At 60.5% G+C, this 16,302-nt stretch carries 16 protein-coding genes; 4 read left to right on the top strand and 12 right to left on the bottom strand.

Features of this window, described 5'->3' with window-relative positions; all coding sequences use genetic code 11:
* Positions 1-118: 118 nt before the first annotated feature.
* The 5 genes from DM480_RS03590 to DM480_RS03570 form a co-directional block, all read right to left on the bottom strand.
* Entirely contained in the window at positions 119-655 is a 537-nt protein-coding gene (locus DM480_RS03590; protein WP_115380749.1) for a hypothetical protein, read from the bottom strand.
* A gap of 52 nt (positions 656-707) precedes the next feature.
* Positions 708-887, bottom strand: coding sequence for a hypothetical protein (locus tag DM480_RS03585; RefSeq protein WP_115377590.1), 180 nt, complete (start codon positions 885-887; stop codon positions 708-710).
* On the bottom strand, positions 887-1,225 hold the full coding sequence (locus tag DM480_RS03580) for a DUF3768 domain-containing protein (protein WP_115377589.1): 339 nt from the start codon (positions 1,223-1,225) through the stop codon (positions 887-889). The genes DM480_RS03585 and DM480_RS03580 overlap by 1 nt, the downstream gene beginning before the upstream one ends.
* Positions 1,225-1,683 (bottom strand): hypothetical protein, encoded by a 459-nt coding sequence (locus DM480_RS03575; protein ID WP_115377588.1) that lies wholly within the window; start codon positions 1,681-1,683, stop codon positions 1,225-1,227. Before DM480_RS03575 ends, DM480_RS03580 begins: the two co-directional genes overlap by 1 nt.
* A 340-nt stretch (positions 1,684-2,023) precedes the next feature.
* Entirely contained in the window at positions 2,024-2,440 is a 417-nt protein-coding gene (locus DM480_RS03570) for a hypothetical protein (protein WP_115377587.1), read from the bottom strand.
* Between the two features lie 185 nt (positions 2,441-2,625).
* Here DM480_RS03570 and DM480_RS03565 point away from each other — a divergent pair, with 185 nt between their 5' ends.
* Positions 2,626-2,931 (top strand): DUF6626 family protein, encoded by a 306-nt coding sequence (locus tag DM480_RS03565; protein WP_125471458.1) that lies wholly within the window; start codon positions 2,626-2,628, stop codon positions 2,929-2,931.
* On the opposite strand, the gene DM480_RS03560 is transcribed toward DM480_RS03565, so the two are convergent.
* The 3 genes from DM480_RS03560 to DM480_RS18220 form a co-directional block, all read right to left on the bottom strand.
* Positions 2,920-6,069 (bottom strand): BPTD_3080 family restriction endonuclease, encoded by a 3,150-nt coding sequence (locus tag DM480_RS03560; protein ID WP_115377585.1) that lies wholly within the window; start codon positions 6,067-6,069, stop codon positions 2,920-2,922. The two genes, DM480_RS03565 and DM480_RS03560, sit on opposite strands and share 12 nt — an antisense overlap.
* Positions 6,069-8,279: a site-specific DNA-methyltransferase gene (locus tag DM480_RS03555; protein WP_198665889.1), complete on the bottom strand. Its 2,211-nt coding sequence runs from the start codon at positions 8,277-8,279 to the stop codon at positions 6,069-6,071. Before DM480_RS03555 ends, DM480_RS03560 begins: the two co-directional genes overlap by 1 nt.
* A 69-nt stretch (positions 8,280-8,348) precedes the next feature.
* Complete coding sequence (locus DM480_RS18220; RefSeq protein ID WP_198665888.1) at positions 8,349-8,759, bottom strand: hypothetical protein; 411 nt, start codon at positions 8,757-8,759, stop codon at positions 8,349-8,351.
* Between the two features lie 213 nt (positions 8,760-8,972).
* On the opposite strand from DM480_RS18220, the gene DM480_RS03550 reads away from it, so the two are divergent.
* The gene (locus tag DM480_RS03550) at positions 8,973-9,524 is read left to right on the top strand and encodes a recombinase family protein (RefSeq protein WP_115377584.1); all 552 of its coding nucleotides are present in this window, start codon (positions 8,973-8,975) and stop codon (positions 9,522-9,524) included.
* A 6-nt stretch (positions 9,525-9,530) separates the two neighbouring features.
* Here the strand turns inward: DM480_RS03550 and DM480_RS03545 are convergent, their stop codons facing one another.
* Together DM480_RS03545 and DM480_RS03540 are read right to left on the bottom strand one after the other, a co-directional pair.
* Positions 9,531-10,826 (bottom strand): hypothetical protein, encoded by a 1,296-nt coding sequence (locus DM480_RS03545; RefSeq protein ID WP_115377583.1) that lies wholly within the window; start codon positions 10,824-10,826, stop codon positions 9,531-9,533.
* Positions 10,827-10,875: 49 nt separating this feature from the next.
* Positions 10,876-12,576 carry a hypothetical protein gene (locus tag DM480_RS03540; RefSeq protein ID WP_125471456.1) on the bottom strand — a complete coding sequence of 567 codons (1,701 nt, stop codon included), beginning with the start codon at positions 12,574-12,576 and terminating at the stop codon, positions 10,876-10,878.
* Positions 12,577-12,929: 353 nt separating this feature from the next.
* On the opposite strand from DM480_RS03540, the gene DM480_RS03535 reads away from it, so the two are divergent.
* The gene (locus tag DM480_RS03535) at positions 12,930-13,406 is read left to right on the top strand and encodes a vgr related protein (protein ID WP_115377581.1); all 477 of its coding nucleotides are present in this window, start codon (positions 12,930-12,932) and stop codon (positions 13,404-13,406) included.
* A gap of 30 nt (positions 13,407-13,436) precedes the next feature.
* On the opposite strand, the gene DM480_RS03530 is transcribed toward DM480_RS03535, so the two are convergent.
* Positions 13,437-13,691, bottom strand: a complete 255-nt coding sequence (locus DM480_RS03530) for a hypothetical protein (RefSeq protein WP_198665887.1) — start codon at positions 13,689-13,691, stop codon at positions 13,437-13,439.
* 14 nt (positions 13,692-13,705) lie between these two features.
* The gene (locus tag DM480_RS03525; RefSeq protein WP_232834105.1) at positions 13,706-14,152 is read right to left on the bottom strand and encodes a copper chaperone PCu(A)C; all 447 of its coding nucleotides are present in this window, start codon (positions 14,150-14,152) and stop codon (positions 13,706-13,708) included.
* A 162-nt stretch (positions 14,153-14,314) separates the two neighbouring features.
* Here DM480_RS03525 and dnaK point away from each other — a divergent pair, with 162 nt between their 5' ends.
* Positions 14,315-16,225, top strand: a complete 1,911-nt coding sequence (dnaK, locus tag DM480_RS03520; protein ID WP_115377580.1) for a molecular chaperone DnaK — start codon at positions 14,315-14,317, stop codon at positions 16,223-16,225.
* Positions 16,226-16,302: the final 77 nt, after the last annotated feature.

Below are 16,302 nucleotides of genomic sequence, written 5' to 3'. Positions count from 1 at the left end.
AAGGTCGCGATCGGCTGGGCCGGCTTGTCGGGTGGTATAGCTCCCGCGAAGATCAGACCCGCGATCGGCTTGGCCGCATCGTGGGACGTGGCAACCTGTTATCCGCGTTGATCCTGCCTTAGCCGTTTTCGACAACGACTGGCACCTGCCCAGTCGGTAGCGGCCCGAACAGCGTCTCCAGCATGGCGTCGATAGTGTCGATGCGTCGGAAGTATCGAGCAGGCACTTTTCGATGGTTTGCCCGCAGGGGCCGCTCGCCTTCCTTGTTTCTGCCGATGCGCTTGGGACTGGCGAATTCGGAAAGATCAGGAAGTGGCTCACCCGGCTTGCCGCCGAACCACCAGAATGGTCCCATATCCAGTCCGAGCGTCACAGAAATCCAGATCACGCAACCGCTCGGCTTTTCCGCGAGCGCGCTACCGACTGATACGGGCGACGGCCTGTTCCTCACGCCGGTCTTGAACTGAATATGCCTGACGATTTGCCCCCGACCCATCACCAGGTCGTATCCGTGAGCATCAAACTCCGACCGCAGGACTTCGACATCGGTAATCCCGTGCCGCCAGAGCGCGCGAAGGGCTTCGCCCACGAAGACATGCTCCACGATCCGCTCGCGTAGCGTGGAATGCGCGGAGTGAATGTCGATGCTCGCCATGGCGTTGACCATAGGCGCTACCGTCAGCGCGATCGACCAATCTTTCGCTAGATCAGTTGATCGCGTCGCCGATCGCCGGTTCTTGCCACTGCCGTGGTCGGGTCTGGATCGGGATCGGCCAAGCATAATCCGTTCTGACGACGACATGCGCCGTGGCGCGTTCCATCCGAACCAGCATCCGCAGCCGGCGGAGGTCGTCATCGGTCAGGTCGGCGATGTTGTAGCGCCGCATCAATATTCCTCTGCCAACATGATCGTCATGATCCGCCGCACGCTGTGCGGATCGGCAACATCTGGATCGACGCCCTGGCGCCTAGCCTGAAGGTGATAGTCGATCTTCCAGATAATCCGATGCCTCCCGACGGTTAGGGCCGCGCAATCATGTTCGCCGCAAGGGTCGTTATCGGGCGTAAAATCGCGAAACAGCCGCACCGCGCGGATGATCGTATCCTTGGTTGAAATCGGAAGGGCGGCGACGCCGGCAGAGAGGAAGGTCCATCCGTCCTCTCCGGTGCCGCGAAAGTGATCGTTGAGGCGGGCGATCTCCGCCCGCCCCATGATTGTCGCCATCAGGCAGCCGCCTTCTTCGCGCGTGGCTTGAAGTTCGCCTTCCGATCGCTGATCGCCGCCTGAAGTTGGGTATCCAGCTCACCGGCATTCACCGCATCGCTGATCGCCCCGATCACGGCGGGCAGTGCCGCGAGATTCTGAACCTCGACCGCATTCATGCCCTTCACGAGTTCGATCGGCTTCGCACCGTAACGGACCTGCATGAACATCTTGCCAGCGGTGTCGGTGAACCACCCCTTGCGGACATGGCGCGGCGCTTCGACGCGAACCTTTTCGCCGGCGTCATTGGTCCGCGTTACGCGCCGCGTCGCGGTGAACGGCTTGCCGGTGATTTCCGCCTCCGCCAACGCCTTCTGCTCGGCGAGCCAGCCCAACAGCTTGGCGCGAAAGCCATATTCGGTGTTGGAGGGAAGAGCCGGCGCAGCGGCAGCCAGCTTCAAGGACTTGAGGATTGACATGGACGGCTCCTATCTGGTTTCGGACAGATCGAGCCGTAATGTCGAGGATCAAAAGAGCGACCGATGATTGGGGTCTGGATGCGGAAATTCGGTCAAAAATAATTCCGTCACCATCGCCACGGTTCTTGAGCCGTTTGGGGGTGGTAACGGAATATCTATTGACGGCTTTATCGCTCTTTTGATCTATCTATCTAAAGCGTTATTGACTTTCAGTCATTACTTGATATTCTTCATCTTCAATATCATTTGGTGATAGATATCACTGCGGGTCCGTCACCGGCACCCGCTTGAACAGGATGGCTTCGTCAGCCGTGGACCTCGCGTTGCGGCAGTCCTCCCGTTAGGCAGCGATCTTTGTCGTCGTCTCCATGTGCGGTGGGATCAGCAGGCGGTCGCTGGTTTCAGGGCGCAACGCCTTCGTGACATAGCGCGCCGCCCCTTCGGTATGACGGACCGCCTGAATGTCGAGATTTCCGGCCGCCACCAGTTTCGTCCAGATGCCGGGTGCGATATCTCCGAAACCCGCGGCCTGCTCCGCTGTCATGCGGAATAGCGCGTGGATGTGAATGTTTGTGTCGGGCTTTTCGATTGCAGCGATATAGACGGTGCGATCGCCTGCACGTTCGAAATATGAACGGCCAAGCAGCTTTCGATCAAGTCGCTGGTGAAATTCCTCGAATGTCCGTTGCGCCTCGTCCATGCTGACCCAGCGATTGATCGCGAAGGTGACGAACAGGTTGGGCTCGAAATCGGTCATCCATCGGACGCATTCTGCCCGGTATTTCTCCGCCTTCGTTAGCGGTGGTGTGAATAATTGCATCGCGTTTTCCTTGCTGCCGGGGATGTTAGCCGGCTCGCAAAGCTATTTATCTCGAGCGATCGGGCGTGTCGGATTGGGGGCGGCTGGTAAATACGATGCTGCTAACCGGAGGCGCGCCACCGATGATCCTTGATGAAGTATATCAATTCCTGAACGATGCCGGCCGTGCGCCGAATCATGCCACCTTCTCGACCGACTATCTCGGCCATTCGGCACGCTATTACGACTATCTGCGGTGCTCCCGAACGCCGCCCAGCCTGCGGTCGTTGCTAAAGGCCGCCATGCGGCTGACCGACATCGCGCACGAGACCGCTGGCGAACTCGACGATACAGCCGCTGGCCGCTTGGCAAAGCGTGTCATGTCGATGGCGCTGATGCGGTGCCACCGAAAACACGGCGTCAGCCCATCCCGAACGTCAACCAGTTAGCTCGAACGGAGCGGCCGTGCTTTTTGCCTCGGTATAAGCGTTTAGTTCTTCGCCAACTCGGCCCGGATCGGTGACGAACATATAAGCCCACTCACCTTGGGTTCCGAGCCGATTAACGCCGTTCACCCACCGAATCGCGGCCTTTGCCTTTGCATCCGCGCTATCCGTAACCTGTCCCTTGATTTCAACGATGACATTCAACCCCTTGTCCGTCATCACGATGAAGTCAGGGATATAGCGGGTCGGAACGCCGCGATTGCGATATGGAATAAACAATCCAAGCCGATCGTTCTTCACCCAACGACGAACGCCGGGATGACTGTCGAGAAGAAAGGCGGCGCTTTGCTCCCATTTTTTCGTGTCAGCGACCATCGCGTTGAGGTGGCAGTGCGTCACCGGGTAAATCGGTTTGGTGGTGTGAAAGTCGACGTAAAGCGTGCTGCCCCGGCCGGCAGCGCCTTGGGGGATCACAGCCACTTCCGCGTCCGATGTCGAAGCCCCTTTCTTGATTGCCTCCAAGAGCGAACCAATGGCGGCCTGCATATATTCGCCGACCAAGAGAACGTCGCATGGCTGGCTGTCGCCCTTACGGTCGAGCTTTTCCGCCAGGAAGCGTTTGGCGGCGAACGCTACCTTGGGAAATAATACCTGCATCGGCACGGCAGCCGCGCCATTGTCGGCAGCCCAGCGGGTGCAGATTTCTTTAGCGAGCCGGAACGCCACCTGCTGCTCGCGGAACAGCGCCCGCCATTCTTTCAAGGACAGAATGGGTTTTTCGCCGGGGCCATAGGCAGCGAGCGTGCCATCCGGGGTGGTGAGCGGGGTCAACTCCACAATCTGTGGAATCTTCATTGGATCGATGGTGACTTTCGACACCTGCGCCCAATCCACGAAAACATCGAATTGGCCTGACTGGTGATACCCGGTGACGACCGGAAAAGTGATTTCGAACTCAGCCTTCTCCGGCACGGAATATATGTGGTTCGGGTCAGGCTGCGGAGGCGTCGGGCCTGGCGGCGACACCTTGAACGGGATCAGTTCGAACGGAACGCCGAAAACCTTCGCGGTTTCCTCGGCGAACATCTGCGTTTCCTCGTTGAGCGCATAGTTCTTTCTCCGGAGCGCCCGCCCGACGACCTGTTCGCAGAGGAGTTGCGAGCCGAACGGGCGCAAGCCGACGATATGTGTGACGGTATTTGCGTCCCAGCCTTCCGCCAACATGGCAACGGACACGATGCAACGCACGTCACGGCCCGGCGGAATGCGCTCGTCGATCCACTTGAGCGAGCCGTCATTATCGTCGCTCGCCGCTTTATCATTGTGCTTTCGGACTAGCTCGGCCCATTCGTCTGGCACCTTGCCGCCGGGCCATTCCGCCTTGCCGACGGTATCAAGAATGAAGCGGAGGCGGCGGGTTTCTTCCTTGGTGCCGCCTTCCTCAATGTCCTCGATCACCTTGGAGTCGATCCGCACCGTCACTTCATGGCCGGGCGAATTGCGAAACCATGCCGGGGCGACGCCATAGCTGTCTTTGCCTTTGGCGAGCCATGTATGCACTTCACGCGCGACTGCGGTGTCCCGGCAAACGACGATGAATACCGGCGGCACCGGATGTTTGTGCTGCGCCTTGGCGAACTGCTCCCATTCAACAAATCGCTGATGCCATTCGGCGGCGAGAAGATTGATCGGCGCACTGGCATAGTTCATCACGATTTCGGGCGTGACGTTCGTGCCGAAACCGTCCTCCTTCGCTTTGGCCTGAACCCATCGCCAGATGTTGAAATATGCCGCTTCCTCGGCGCCGCTGACATCGCGCGCGGGAAGCTGCGGGATCTTCACCAGCCCGGATTCAATCGCGTCCAACAATCCGAAGTCCGACACGACCCACGGAAAAGGTTGCCCAACCTCGTTGCCAGAACCTTGAATGTAGAAAGGTGTCGCGGACAGATCGACGCAAAGGTTGACGCCACGCCGGCGGCTTCCGCCCGCCAACTTGTTGATGCGGTCCAGCCCCTCGATCCAGATAGTGGCTTCGCGAGCATTCTTTTTGGCGAGATCTTTGTCCTCGTCCAGCGTCTGCTCGTCGCCGTCAGCGGCATCACCACGCCGGTAGGCATGATGGGCTTCGTCGTTGAAAATCAGCCAATGTGGACTGCGGCCCTTGCCGCTACCAAGTTCGCGGCGGACCCGCTTGAACCATGCAGCATCGGATTCGAAATACTTGGTTTCGACGCTCTCGTTGGCCTTGCCGGCGTTCTTCACAACTTCGACCGGCTCGCCGGCCTTGACCACTTTAGCGGAATCGCCGTTGACCGTATTGGTTTCCTTCTTCGCGAGGCGGTGCCAATTAGCAATCATCACCTCGCCGCGCCGCAATTCTTCCATGCGGTGTGGCGGCACAAGTTGGCGGGTCCGATAGAGACTTAGATCGCCTAGTGCCGGGTCCAGTTCCCGAAGCCGCTCACGAATGGTGACGTTGGGGCAGACGATCAGGACCGTATCGGAAAAGCGGTCATCGCGAGGCGCGGCTACGCGGTTGAGGATCGACCACGCCGCGAGCATTCCCATGACTGTCGTTTTGCCGGAGCCGGTCGCCATCTTGCAGGCGTATCGAAGAAAGGCGCGGAGACCTGCGGCTTTCGCCTCCAAGCCCGGCTCGTCCTTCGGAATTTCTGGGGTGCCCTTGCGATAGATTTCGGCGGCTTCGACCAGAAAGATGATACTCTCGGCAGCCTCGATCTGTGCGAAAAACAGGCGCTGCATCCGCTCGTCGCTGCGCCAAAGCTCCAGCAGTTCCTTCGTCACCGACGACGCGCCATCGTAGGCGACGCCGCCGGAGCGTGCGCCTTCGCGCCATTCCTTTACGCGCTCCCGAATGAGATTGACGATCTCAAGCTCGACCTCTTCGCCACGCTCGCTCTCGAACATTTCGGCCTGCGCGCGACTGCGGCGGCCCCGACCAGAATGTTCGGGAACGCGATAGAAGTAGCTGGCGCGCCGCCGCCCTTCAGCCTTCACCGGCACTTTGCCGCGCTCGATCAGCCAATGGCATTGTGGCTCGATAAAGGGCGAGTTGATGATCGGGGACTCCACCTCCGTAACGGTGATCGGCGGCACCTGCTGTTGCGCGGCCGGCATCAGTTAGCGCTCCCCACCGATTTGACGACCATGAGTTCGTTGCCGCGCTCATCTATCGCTTTCACGGCGATGCGCTTCTTGTCGCCCAAGGCGAACGGCTCGCTGGCGGTTCCGGCGAGATGCTCCCACACGCTGTCGGCGAACTGACCTTTCAGGGATTTTTGAAGGTTATCCCATGCACTCGTCTTGGGGAAGAATACCTGCGAGGCGAAGAACGCCATGCCATTATAATTGGTATCGAGCATCCAGCACGGGAGGTTTTCCGCTTTCACCTCATCAGTTTCCATCGTGTCGGGCCGGAAGATGTCCAGCCCCTTGATGACGACACGGTGAAGCGGGGCTCCGTCCTTCGCCTTGCCAGCTTCGTCCAGCCGCACGTCCGGCAAGCCGGTAATCGAGAAGATCTCGCTCGACTTGCTGGTTTTGAGCAAGTCGGACATCACCACATCCGGCGTGACGGCGACGTAGGTGGTGGAGAGTTTTAACTTCGCCAGCATCTCGCGCGCCTTGGCGTCGATGGCGAAACCGAACAGGAAAAGCTGCTGATAGCCCTGTTGCAACGCCTCAGTATGGGCGTTGAACACATATTCGGAGCCGATAGCGCCATCTTCGGGACCGAACACGATGGCGATGGGCTTCTCCGTTCCGTTGCGGGCGACGCCTTCGGCATGAAGATACTCGCGGTCAACAAGCGGCTTCACCGTTTCTAGTTCCAGCGAGACATTGCCGGGTAGTTGCAGCGACCTACTTTGGCGCAGCACCTCGATCATCCGATCAAGGTAAGCGCGCGGATTGCTTGACGCTGATTGTGAAGTCGGTCCCGTGCCGTCCTCCTCCAAACTCATCGCCACTTGGATAGTGGCCTCAACCGTAAACGGGCCGCAAACGCGCGTGATAGAGTCATTCGACTCCGGCTTATCCACTAGGTTGATCGTTTCCGGCTCTTGGTCATTCGCCAATGACCCCAGCGTGATCCGGGGAACGATGCCGCCGACTTCTTCTCCACTCCGGTTCTGGCGACGTTCGTAAACAAATCCGCCTGCCGGACCTTGTGCCGGATTCTTCAATCGAAACCACGGAAATGTGCTGGTCAGCATTCGCTGGCGAGCGAGTGCAATAGGCACCCGCGACGTATCGCAAGAAATCCAGCGGCGACCCCATTTCTCCGCGCAATACGCGGTTGTTCCCGATCCGCAGGTTATATCCAGCACGAGATCGCCGGGATCGGTCGTCATATTGAGACACCGTTCTATGACGGTCGGGGTGGTCTGAACGACATACGAGCGGCTTCCAAACTCGATGGTATCCGTCCATTGGTTGATAAGCGACCCATACCCGAAATCACGCAGATACATCTTAAAGTATAGCTTATCACCAAGGACAAATAGTCTTTTTCTTTCTATAAGACGCTTTACGCCTTCAGGCGTTGTGCGCCAGCTTTTACCGCGTTTGGTTTCAAACGTCCGGCCTTCGAATTGGATGGGAAAAGTGCATGACGGCGTATAACCCGACGATGTTAGATCGGATCGCTTGAAAACCCGCTCTTTTGCCGCGGTGTTATCGAAATCCTCGATTTCTTTACTAGAAAGACGTCGGTATTCGCCGTTATCCCCGGTGTCGGCATAGACAAACTCCGAACCTTTGCCGACGTTCTTTCGCGACCAGATATTGTGATACTTCATTACCCGCTTCGATTTCGCATACCAGCAGAGGTAATCGACTACCGACTCGATCTTACCTGACTCCAGCGGCATCATCGTCTTGAAATTGATAACGGCAACAAAATTTTCCTCGCCGAAAACCTCGTCAAGAATGTCTCTGACTAATCCAAGGTTTTGATCGGAGATTTGCACGAATATGCTGCCGGATTCGTGCAATGTCTCTTTAGCCAGGAGGCAGCGATCTCGCAGGTAGCTCAGATATGAGTGCCGCCCCAGTTCCCAAGTATCCCGATAGGCTTTCACCATTTCGGGTTCGCGGGACAGTTCTTCGTCTTTACCGTGATCAACCTTTCGGCGGCGGACAAACGGCTGGAAGTTCGAGCCGTATTTCACGCCATACGGTGGATCAAAATAAACAGTCTGCACCTGACCGCCCATGCCCTCATATTCAAGCAGGGAGTTCATCACCTGCAATGAGTCTCCAAGGACAAGGCGGTTGGTCCACGGCCCCTTATGTTCGTAAGCGTCCAGCTTGTCGGCAACGTCCAAGCCCGTATCGCCGAACAGGTCAAGATTGGTGCCGGTCGCCTTGTGGGACGTGAGGGTGTCAAGGATCGCCTAAGTGGAGTGTCGCTCGTGAACGAAAAGCGGGAGCGTCGGCACGGTAATCTTTTGGCGCTCGGCCTTGCCCGCCCAATTCAGAAAGGGCTTCGTCAGGCTGCGAAGCCGCGCAGCGCATTGCGAGAGGGATGTGAAGCTTTCCTCCGTTCCCTGCCACACCTGCGGCTGGGCGAACACGACGTTTTCACCCTTGTCGGCGGCGTCGGCGATCAGCACCAATAACCATTCGGCGAAGGCGCGCTCGCCATTCTCATCCCACGCCAATTCCGGTGCGACGCTGGAATCGTAACGATACGTTTTCGGCAGCTTCTTGTTCGAGAACTGCGCTTCCAGTCCGACATCAGGGCGCTGAACGGCCTCGCTCTCATGTTTATAAACAGATGCCGATTTCGCCTTGTCGGTCGCCATAGATTCCCTGTCGATGTTGATTCATTCCACGCCCCGACAACCTAGCGGCCGAGATGGGGCAACGGTAGGAAAAGTGTCGGAAAAAGCATCCCCTTTGGGTTTACCCTCCCGAGACGCGTTCCCGAGACGCTGGAGCTGTCTCCTTTCGGTTGACGCAGGACTTCCGAGACACTTGGCGATGAGGGCTTAAACCCATCCGAGACAGGAGATGCCATGATCGTCGGTTATGCACGCGTCAGTTCCAGCAGCCAGAGCCTTGAGGTCCAACACGAGCAGCTTGCCGCCGCCAACTGCGACAAGGTCTTTGCCGAGAAACGCAGCGGTCGGAGCACCGAGAGTCGCGATGCGTTAACCGATGCGATCGATTTCGTGCGCGAGGGTGATGTCCTGGCCGTGACCCGGCTTGACCGGCTCGCCCGATCGGTGGTGGACCTGCATCGACTGATTGATCGCCTGACCGCCAAGGGCTGCGGTTTCCGCGTTCTCCAGCAAGCCGGCATCGACACCACGACCAGCACCGGCAAACTTACGCTTTCGATCCTCGGTGCAGTCGCGGAGTTCGAGGCTGACATTCGCCGCGACCGTCAGCGGGATGGGATCGAGCTCGCCAAAGTGAAGGGCGTATATCGCGGGCGCAAACCCAGCATTGATACCGCCCGGATCGAAACGCTGATGGCGGCGGGGATGGCCCCTGCCGCCATCGCCCGCGAGATGGGTATCGGGCGCGCCAGCATCTATCGCTTGATGCCGAAACCGTCTGTTTAACGGACGCTACCGAAGATCTTCGTCTTCTTCAGGTCCACCACCGAACATGGCGAGGCTATGCTTACTAGCCTTGGCGTGGCGGACAGCGCCATCGAAGTCGCCTGCCTGCACCCGCTCGAACACCTCGATGATGCGATCGACGCCCTTGTGGACGACGAACGGGATCGCCAGCTTCGCCCGGTTCTTCCAATCGTCACCATGCTCCATGTCGAACCAGCGGTTCGCCTGCACAAGCGCGGTCAGTTCGACATAGAGACTATGGTGCGTCAGCATCATCGCGCCGGTCGTATCGAACCGCTTTTGCCGGTCGGCACCCGATGCGTCTGTCATATCGAGAAAGTCGCCAATCCGCCGGCCTCGCCCGATCGGGCTGTCGAACGGCCAAGGATCATTACCTGGGATGCCATGAGCCTCTGCGGCGACACGGTAGTTCGTGAGGCGGATGTTCTGACCATCGGCGAGAAGGCCCGTAATGATCTGCCCAAGTGACTGCGTGTATCGGAAGCTGGTCGAGCTATCAAAGCTGATCCTGACCCCATTTCCCAGTAGGGCACGAAGCTGGCGCTGTATGACGGTCAGGTAGATTGCGATACCGGGGTGATCTGTTCCAAACACATGGAACCAAGAATTGCCGGCGATCCGGCCGTCCCGGATCATCTCGACCAGCAGTTCCAGCACTAGCGAAATATCCTTGCGGCGCGCTCCCGCAAAACCGAACCCGTCCAACGGAGCATCGGCGACAGCCTCGTACCAGCGCCGACACTCCGCGTTCGATGTGCCCTGTATCATGTTCAGCAGGCGCATCCCGTTGGCGGGATCGCGATAGGCCAGCGCGTAGTCGATCGAGGTCAACGTGTGATCGAGGCATTGTCGGAATGTCGTCGCGCCGAACACCCCTCGGCTGATACAGGCGGTCGGCACGTCCACGATGACGCCAGCATCGCCAAGAAGCTCTTGTGCGCTCAAAGCTTCCCTGCGGAGGTCTTCAATATCGTGGATCGGGATGGCTCCGTGAATGAAGCCGAAGCCGCCGCTGTCCACAAAGATTGTGCTGTCCGCGCGATCGCGCTGCGACACCATGGTCTCCCTTATGCCGTCGCGACGGGCGAAGTCTGCGCTGTATAGGGCATGGCCATAGTGGAACAACGGCCGGCTGGGACGGCTTAGGAAATCCAGACGCCGAGGCGTGAGGCCGATCTTGCGCGGCGGCGCGGCACGCATGACGAAATGGCTGTAATTCTGGCCGATCGCGGGCAGCGGAAGGGCATAGTCGGCCATGGCGGCCGTCAGGTCGATGGTCATTGTATGTATCCCTGAACGCCCCGCGATCGTCGCGGGGCGTGGTGGAGGATCAGGCCGCCGAGCGAGCGACGATCGAGATCGGCTTGAAGGCCGAGGCGAGGCGGGTGCCGGCCGATGTCGCGGCGGGCATGAACAGTTCGTAGTGTGCCCGCGACGAGCGGAACCGCCAGCGTAGCGCGGCCTTCTGCTCGTCCAGCGCAAGATTGACTTGCCCCGGCTTCAACGCTTCCAGCAGGAGAAGCAGGTTGCGAAAATCGGCGGCGGAGACATGAACGGCTTCCATGGCTCCTTCTGCCTTGGCGACCAGCACATTCTCTTTGCTGATCGTCGCGCCGAACAACCCATCCCTCATTGAAAGCGATATGGCCTTGCCGGTGCTCGCCGCCCGCTTGATCCGTTCATGGGCGGCGATGACGCCCATCAGGAAGCCGGTCGGCGCGAGATCGCAGAGGAATTGCGCGACCTCGTCGAACTGGCGATCATCGCGAACGACATGAACCGTGTCGCGCGGCTCGCCCTGCCGGCCGTAGGTCGGTATCCTCGGGCTGAACAGCAGGCCACGTCCGTCATGCTGATACTTCGGGTGTAGCGCCGCTTCGCTGCGGACATGCCACGTCCGGTCGATCAGTGCGCGTCCCGGCTCCGGCGCCTCCTCGGTGATTTCCACCGCATTGCGCTGGGCGGGCTTATCAAGGTTCAGCCTGAGCTTGCGGTGGACCTGTGGAGGCAACATCACGTCGTAACTGGGCCACTCATCGAATGGGCTGGCGATGTCCTTGATCCTGACCATATTGCTCGCGCCAGCCGCGAGATGGGCCGACACGATCACCGAGCGATCCGGGCGGAAGATGATGTGCGGTTCGGTCTGTCGCTTGGGGGACTTCTTGTCCTTGGGATCGTCGTCATGCGCCTTGACCATGCCGGTATCGTCCAGCGTGATCGCAATCGTCGCAAGCGTCAGTTCGTAAAGAACCTGCGCGCGGCCTTCGCCGATATCCCGGTTCGCCAGCGCCGCCGTCACGTCCTGCACATCGAGGGAGACGTTCGGCACCGCCGCCGTCTTGCCGTCCTTCACCACCGCCAACGCAAAGCTCGATGCCGAAACATTGCCAAGCAGATCGGCAATGCGGCCTTGAACGATGTCCCGGACCTTCTTGCCGTCGAGACGGATGACGCCGCGCGGATTGTCATCGATATTCTCGTTCCGCGCCAGATCAGCCAGCTTGCGGAGGCCGCCTATCTCATCGACCTTGGTGGTCAGCTTCGCCACGCAATCGTCGCTATAGGCCCATGGAAAGCCAGTGCCGGCCGCGATCACCACCCCCTCCATGCCACTGGCGATCGCGTCCAGCAGTTTGCCTGCATCCTTCCCATCTTTTGGATCGAGGCGATCGAGACGGGTGGCGAGTGTCGCCGCCGCCATCGTGATCTTGCTGCCGCTTGTCCGCAGGCCGATGGCCTTCAAGCGGGGTTCGAAATAACTACTAGACCCGGCTCCGCCGTTTCGCATGTAGTCGATGGAGGCCCTGACCACGACCCGGATCAGCACCTTGTCGCGATTGACCATCACGGTGCCGATACCTTCGCGGGTTTGCTCGCGCCATCCGTCCTTGCCGGCTTCGTCGAGCGTTGCTTCGGCGGTGGGCATGTTGCTTTCGAGCACAGGTTCATCGACCGGCTCGCTTGCTGCAGGCTGCGCGATATTCTTCCTGACCATATACGTCTCTCTGGCTTTGAAGCCGAAAGGCATGGGTCGGGCCGCGAAAATCACACAGCACACCCGCCAACCTTTCGGCTTCTGGGTGCGGCTGCGCGCCGCTGAAGAGGGTTTGACCCTTGAAGGTCGGACTGTGCCGTTGACGCCGGGTTCCCCGACGCCGCCAAACCACCACCGGGCCTTGCCGTGCCCGCCAGTTCGGCATCCCCTCCTGCGGCATCAGCAGAACGGGCACCCCCATGATCGTCGTCTTGAGGAGAACCTCAAAGTCGCGATCACGTCGCGCATGGCAAAATAGGGGTTAGCCGATAGCGGGGCAACGGCCTTCCGCGATCTGTTAAACAGACAGCCTCCCCGATCTGGCGGGGGGAGCCTATATCCGCAGCATGTTTGCCCCCGACCCGTGCCATTCACGTTCGCTAACGGCCGCCGAGCTTGAACTGGCAAAAACGGTGTTCGGCACCGCCATCGACTATGGAACTGTGCGGATCGTTCGGCGCAAATGGGCCTTCTTCCAGCCGCGTAACGTTACAATGGCCCCATGCGGCAACATACATTTTCATCCGAAAGGCGACAGCTATCGCGACTGCTTCGCCAGCGTTTCGATCGGGTGGCAGGGACACCTGATCCACGAGCTGGTTCACGTCTGGCAATACCAGCGCGGCATCAATCTCGTGCTGCGCCGGCACCCATTCTGCCGTTATCACTATACGATCAAACCCGGATGGACGCTCGATCGCTACGGCCTGGAGCAGCAGGCCGAGATCGTTCGGCATACCTTCCTGATGCGTCACGGCATCGCCGTGCCCGGTGCACCGCCGCTGCCGACGATGGAAAGCATCTTACCGTTTCACCCCGCATAAAGGTCGCGCCATCGGTCGGGGTGCGCTACTTTATGATAGACGCACCATCTCGTGCACGAACAGCCCCTGGTCGCTCAGCGCCGCGGCGGCGAAATCGTCGCGATAGGCGTGGCCGGCGGGATGGAAGTGGATGCAGCCGCACGGCGCCATCACCGTCTCCTTGGGCTGGAAAAACGCCCATTTGCGCCGCGCGATCGTCACCTGCGCATAGTCGATCGCATCGTGAAAGACGCTGCGCGCGAGGGCGACTTCATTCGCGGTCAGCGGCCGGCCCGTCCTCGTCATACCGTCACGGGCGATCAGAACTGCGGCGCCGGCGCGCCCGCTGCGACCACGATCGCGCGCGCGCCGATGCGCCGTCCGTTGTCCAGCGTCGCGGTCAGCGTCACGCGGTCGCCCGGCTTGACCGCCGGATTGACGTTGAACAGCATCACGTGCCGCCCGCCCGGCTTGAAGACGAGTGGCGCGTTCGCGGGCAGGGGGACGCTGGCGAGCGGCGTCATCGTCGCCATGCCGCCGGGGCCGCCCATGCTTTCATGCATTTCGGCGCGGAGCGAAACGTCGGAATTGGCATCGACCACGCGCATCGGCGTCGCGCCGCCGTGCAGCGTGAAATAGCCCGCCGCCGGTCGCCCCGGCACCGCGGCGAGCCGGACCCACGCGTCCGTCATCGTCAGCGGATCGGGCTTGACGCATCCCGCCAGCATCGCCGCCGCGCCCAGGGCAATCAGCTGTCGCACCATCATGTGTCTCCGCACGGGAACCTTTGCGGCCGCTCTATGGACTGGCGGTTCTTGCGGCAAGGCGAACCCTGCCTATATCGCCCGCCGTGACGGAAGAGATTGCGCTGCCGTAACGGGGCGCGTCCTTTCTTTGTTTTGTATGTCAGGGGCTAGGGTTAAGCACGTATGGCTAAAGTAATCGGTATCGATCTCGGCACCACCAACAGCTGCGTCGCGGTGATGGAGGGCGGCAAGCCCAAGGTGATCGAGAACGCCGAGGGCGCGCGCACCACGCCGTCGATCGTCGCCTTCGCTAAGGACGGCGAGCGTCTGGTCGGCCAGCCGGCGAAGCGCCAGGCGGTGACCAATGGCGACAACACGATCTTCGCGGTGAAGCGCCTGATCGGTCGCCGTTTCGACGACCCGATCACCAAGAAGGACACCGAGCTGGTTCCGTACCATATCGTGCGTGGACCCAATGGCGATGCGTGGGTGCAGGCGGGCGGCAAGGACTACAGCCCGTCGCAGATCAGCGCCTTCACGCTGCAAAAGATGAAGGAAACCGCCGAGAGCTACCTCGGCGAGACGGTCACGCAGGCGGTCATCACGGTCCCGGCCTATTTCAACGACGCGCAGCGCCAGGCGACCAAGGACGCCGGCCAGATCGCCGGTCTCGAAGTGTTGCGCATCATCAACGAGCCGACCGCGGCGGCGTTGGCCTATGGCCTCGAGAAGCAGGACGGCAAGACGATCGCGGTCTACGACCTGGGCGGCGGCACCTTCGACGTCTCGATCCTCGAGATCGGCGACGGCGTGTTCGAGGTGAAGGCGACCAACGGCGATACCTTCCTTGGCGGCGAGGATTTCGACAACAAGCTGGTCGATTATCTGGCGGAAGGCTTCAAGAAGGATGAGGGCATCGACCTCACCAAGGACAAGCTCGCGCTCCAGCGCCTGAAGGAAGCCGCGGAAAAGGCGAAGATCGAACTGTCGTCGGCCGCCTCGACCGAGGTCAACCTGCCCTTCATCACCGCCGACCAGAACGGCCCGAAGCATCTCGTCAAGACGATCAGCCGCGCCGACCTGGAGCGTCTGGTCGACAGCCTGATCCAGCGCACGATCGAGCCGATGAAGAAGGCGCTCGCCGACGCCGGCGTCAAGACCGCCGACATCAGCGAAGTCGTTCTCGTCGGCGGCATGACCCGCATGCCCAAGGTGCGCGAGGCGGTGAAGAACTTCTTCGGCAAGGAGCCGCACACCGGTGTGAATCCTGACGAGGTCGTCGCGATGGGCGCTGCGATCCAGGCGGGCGTGCTGCAGGGCGACGTCAAGGACGTGCTGCTGCTCGACGTGACCCCGCTGAGCCTCGGCATCGAGACGCTGGGCGGCGTGTTCACCCGGATGATCGATCGCAACACGACGATCCCGACCAAGAAGTCGCAGACCTATTCGACCGCCGACGACAACCAGGGCGCGGTGACGATCCGCGTGTTCCAGGGCGAGCGCGAGATGGCGGCGGACAACAAGCTGCTCGGCCAGTTCGACCTCGTCGGCATCCCGCCGGCCCCGCGCGGCGTACCGCAGATCGAGGTCACGTTCGACATCGACGCCAACGGCATCGTCAACGTGTCGGCCAAGGACAAGGGCACCGGCAAGGAACAGCAGATCCGCATCCAGGCCTCGGGCGGGCTCAGCGACAACGACATCGAACAGATGGTCCGCGACGCCGAGCAGTTCGCCGAGGAAGACAAGAAGCGCCGTGCCGCGGCCGAGGCGAAGAACAACGCCGAAAGCCTGATCCACACCACGGAGCGTCAGCTCGCCGACAATGGTGACAAGGTCGACGAATCGCTGAAGTCGGAGATTCAGGCGGCGATCGACGAGGCCAAGTCGGCGGTCGAATCGAACGATGCGGATCGCATGACGGAAAAGGCGCAGGCGCTCGCGCAGGTCGCGATGAAGCTCGGCCAGGCGATCTATGAGAAGCAGCAGCAGGCCGAAGCTAGCCCGCAGGGCGGCGCGGCTGGCGGCGAGCAGGCGAAGGCGGACGACGTCGTCGATGCCGAATTCTCGGAAGTCGACGACCACAAGGCGTAAGGCGTAACAGGCCCCGGCTTCCGTTTCCGGTGGAAGGCCGCGAAGGACCCGCAAACACTGCGACCTTTGCGACCTTT

The sequence above is a fragment of the Sphingomonas sp. FARSPH genome, from assembly GCF_003355005.1.
In the GTDB taxonomy this organism is placed as follows: Bacteria; Pseudomonadota; Alphaproteobacteria; order Sphingomonadales; family Sphingomonadaceae; genus Sphingomonas.
This window is presented reverse-complemented; position numbering and strand designations above follow the sequence as displayed.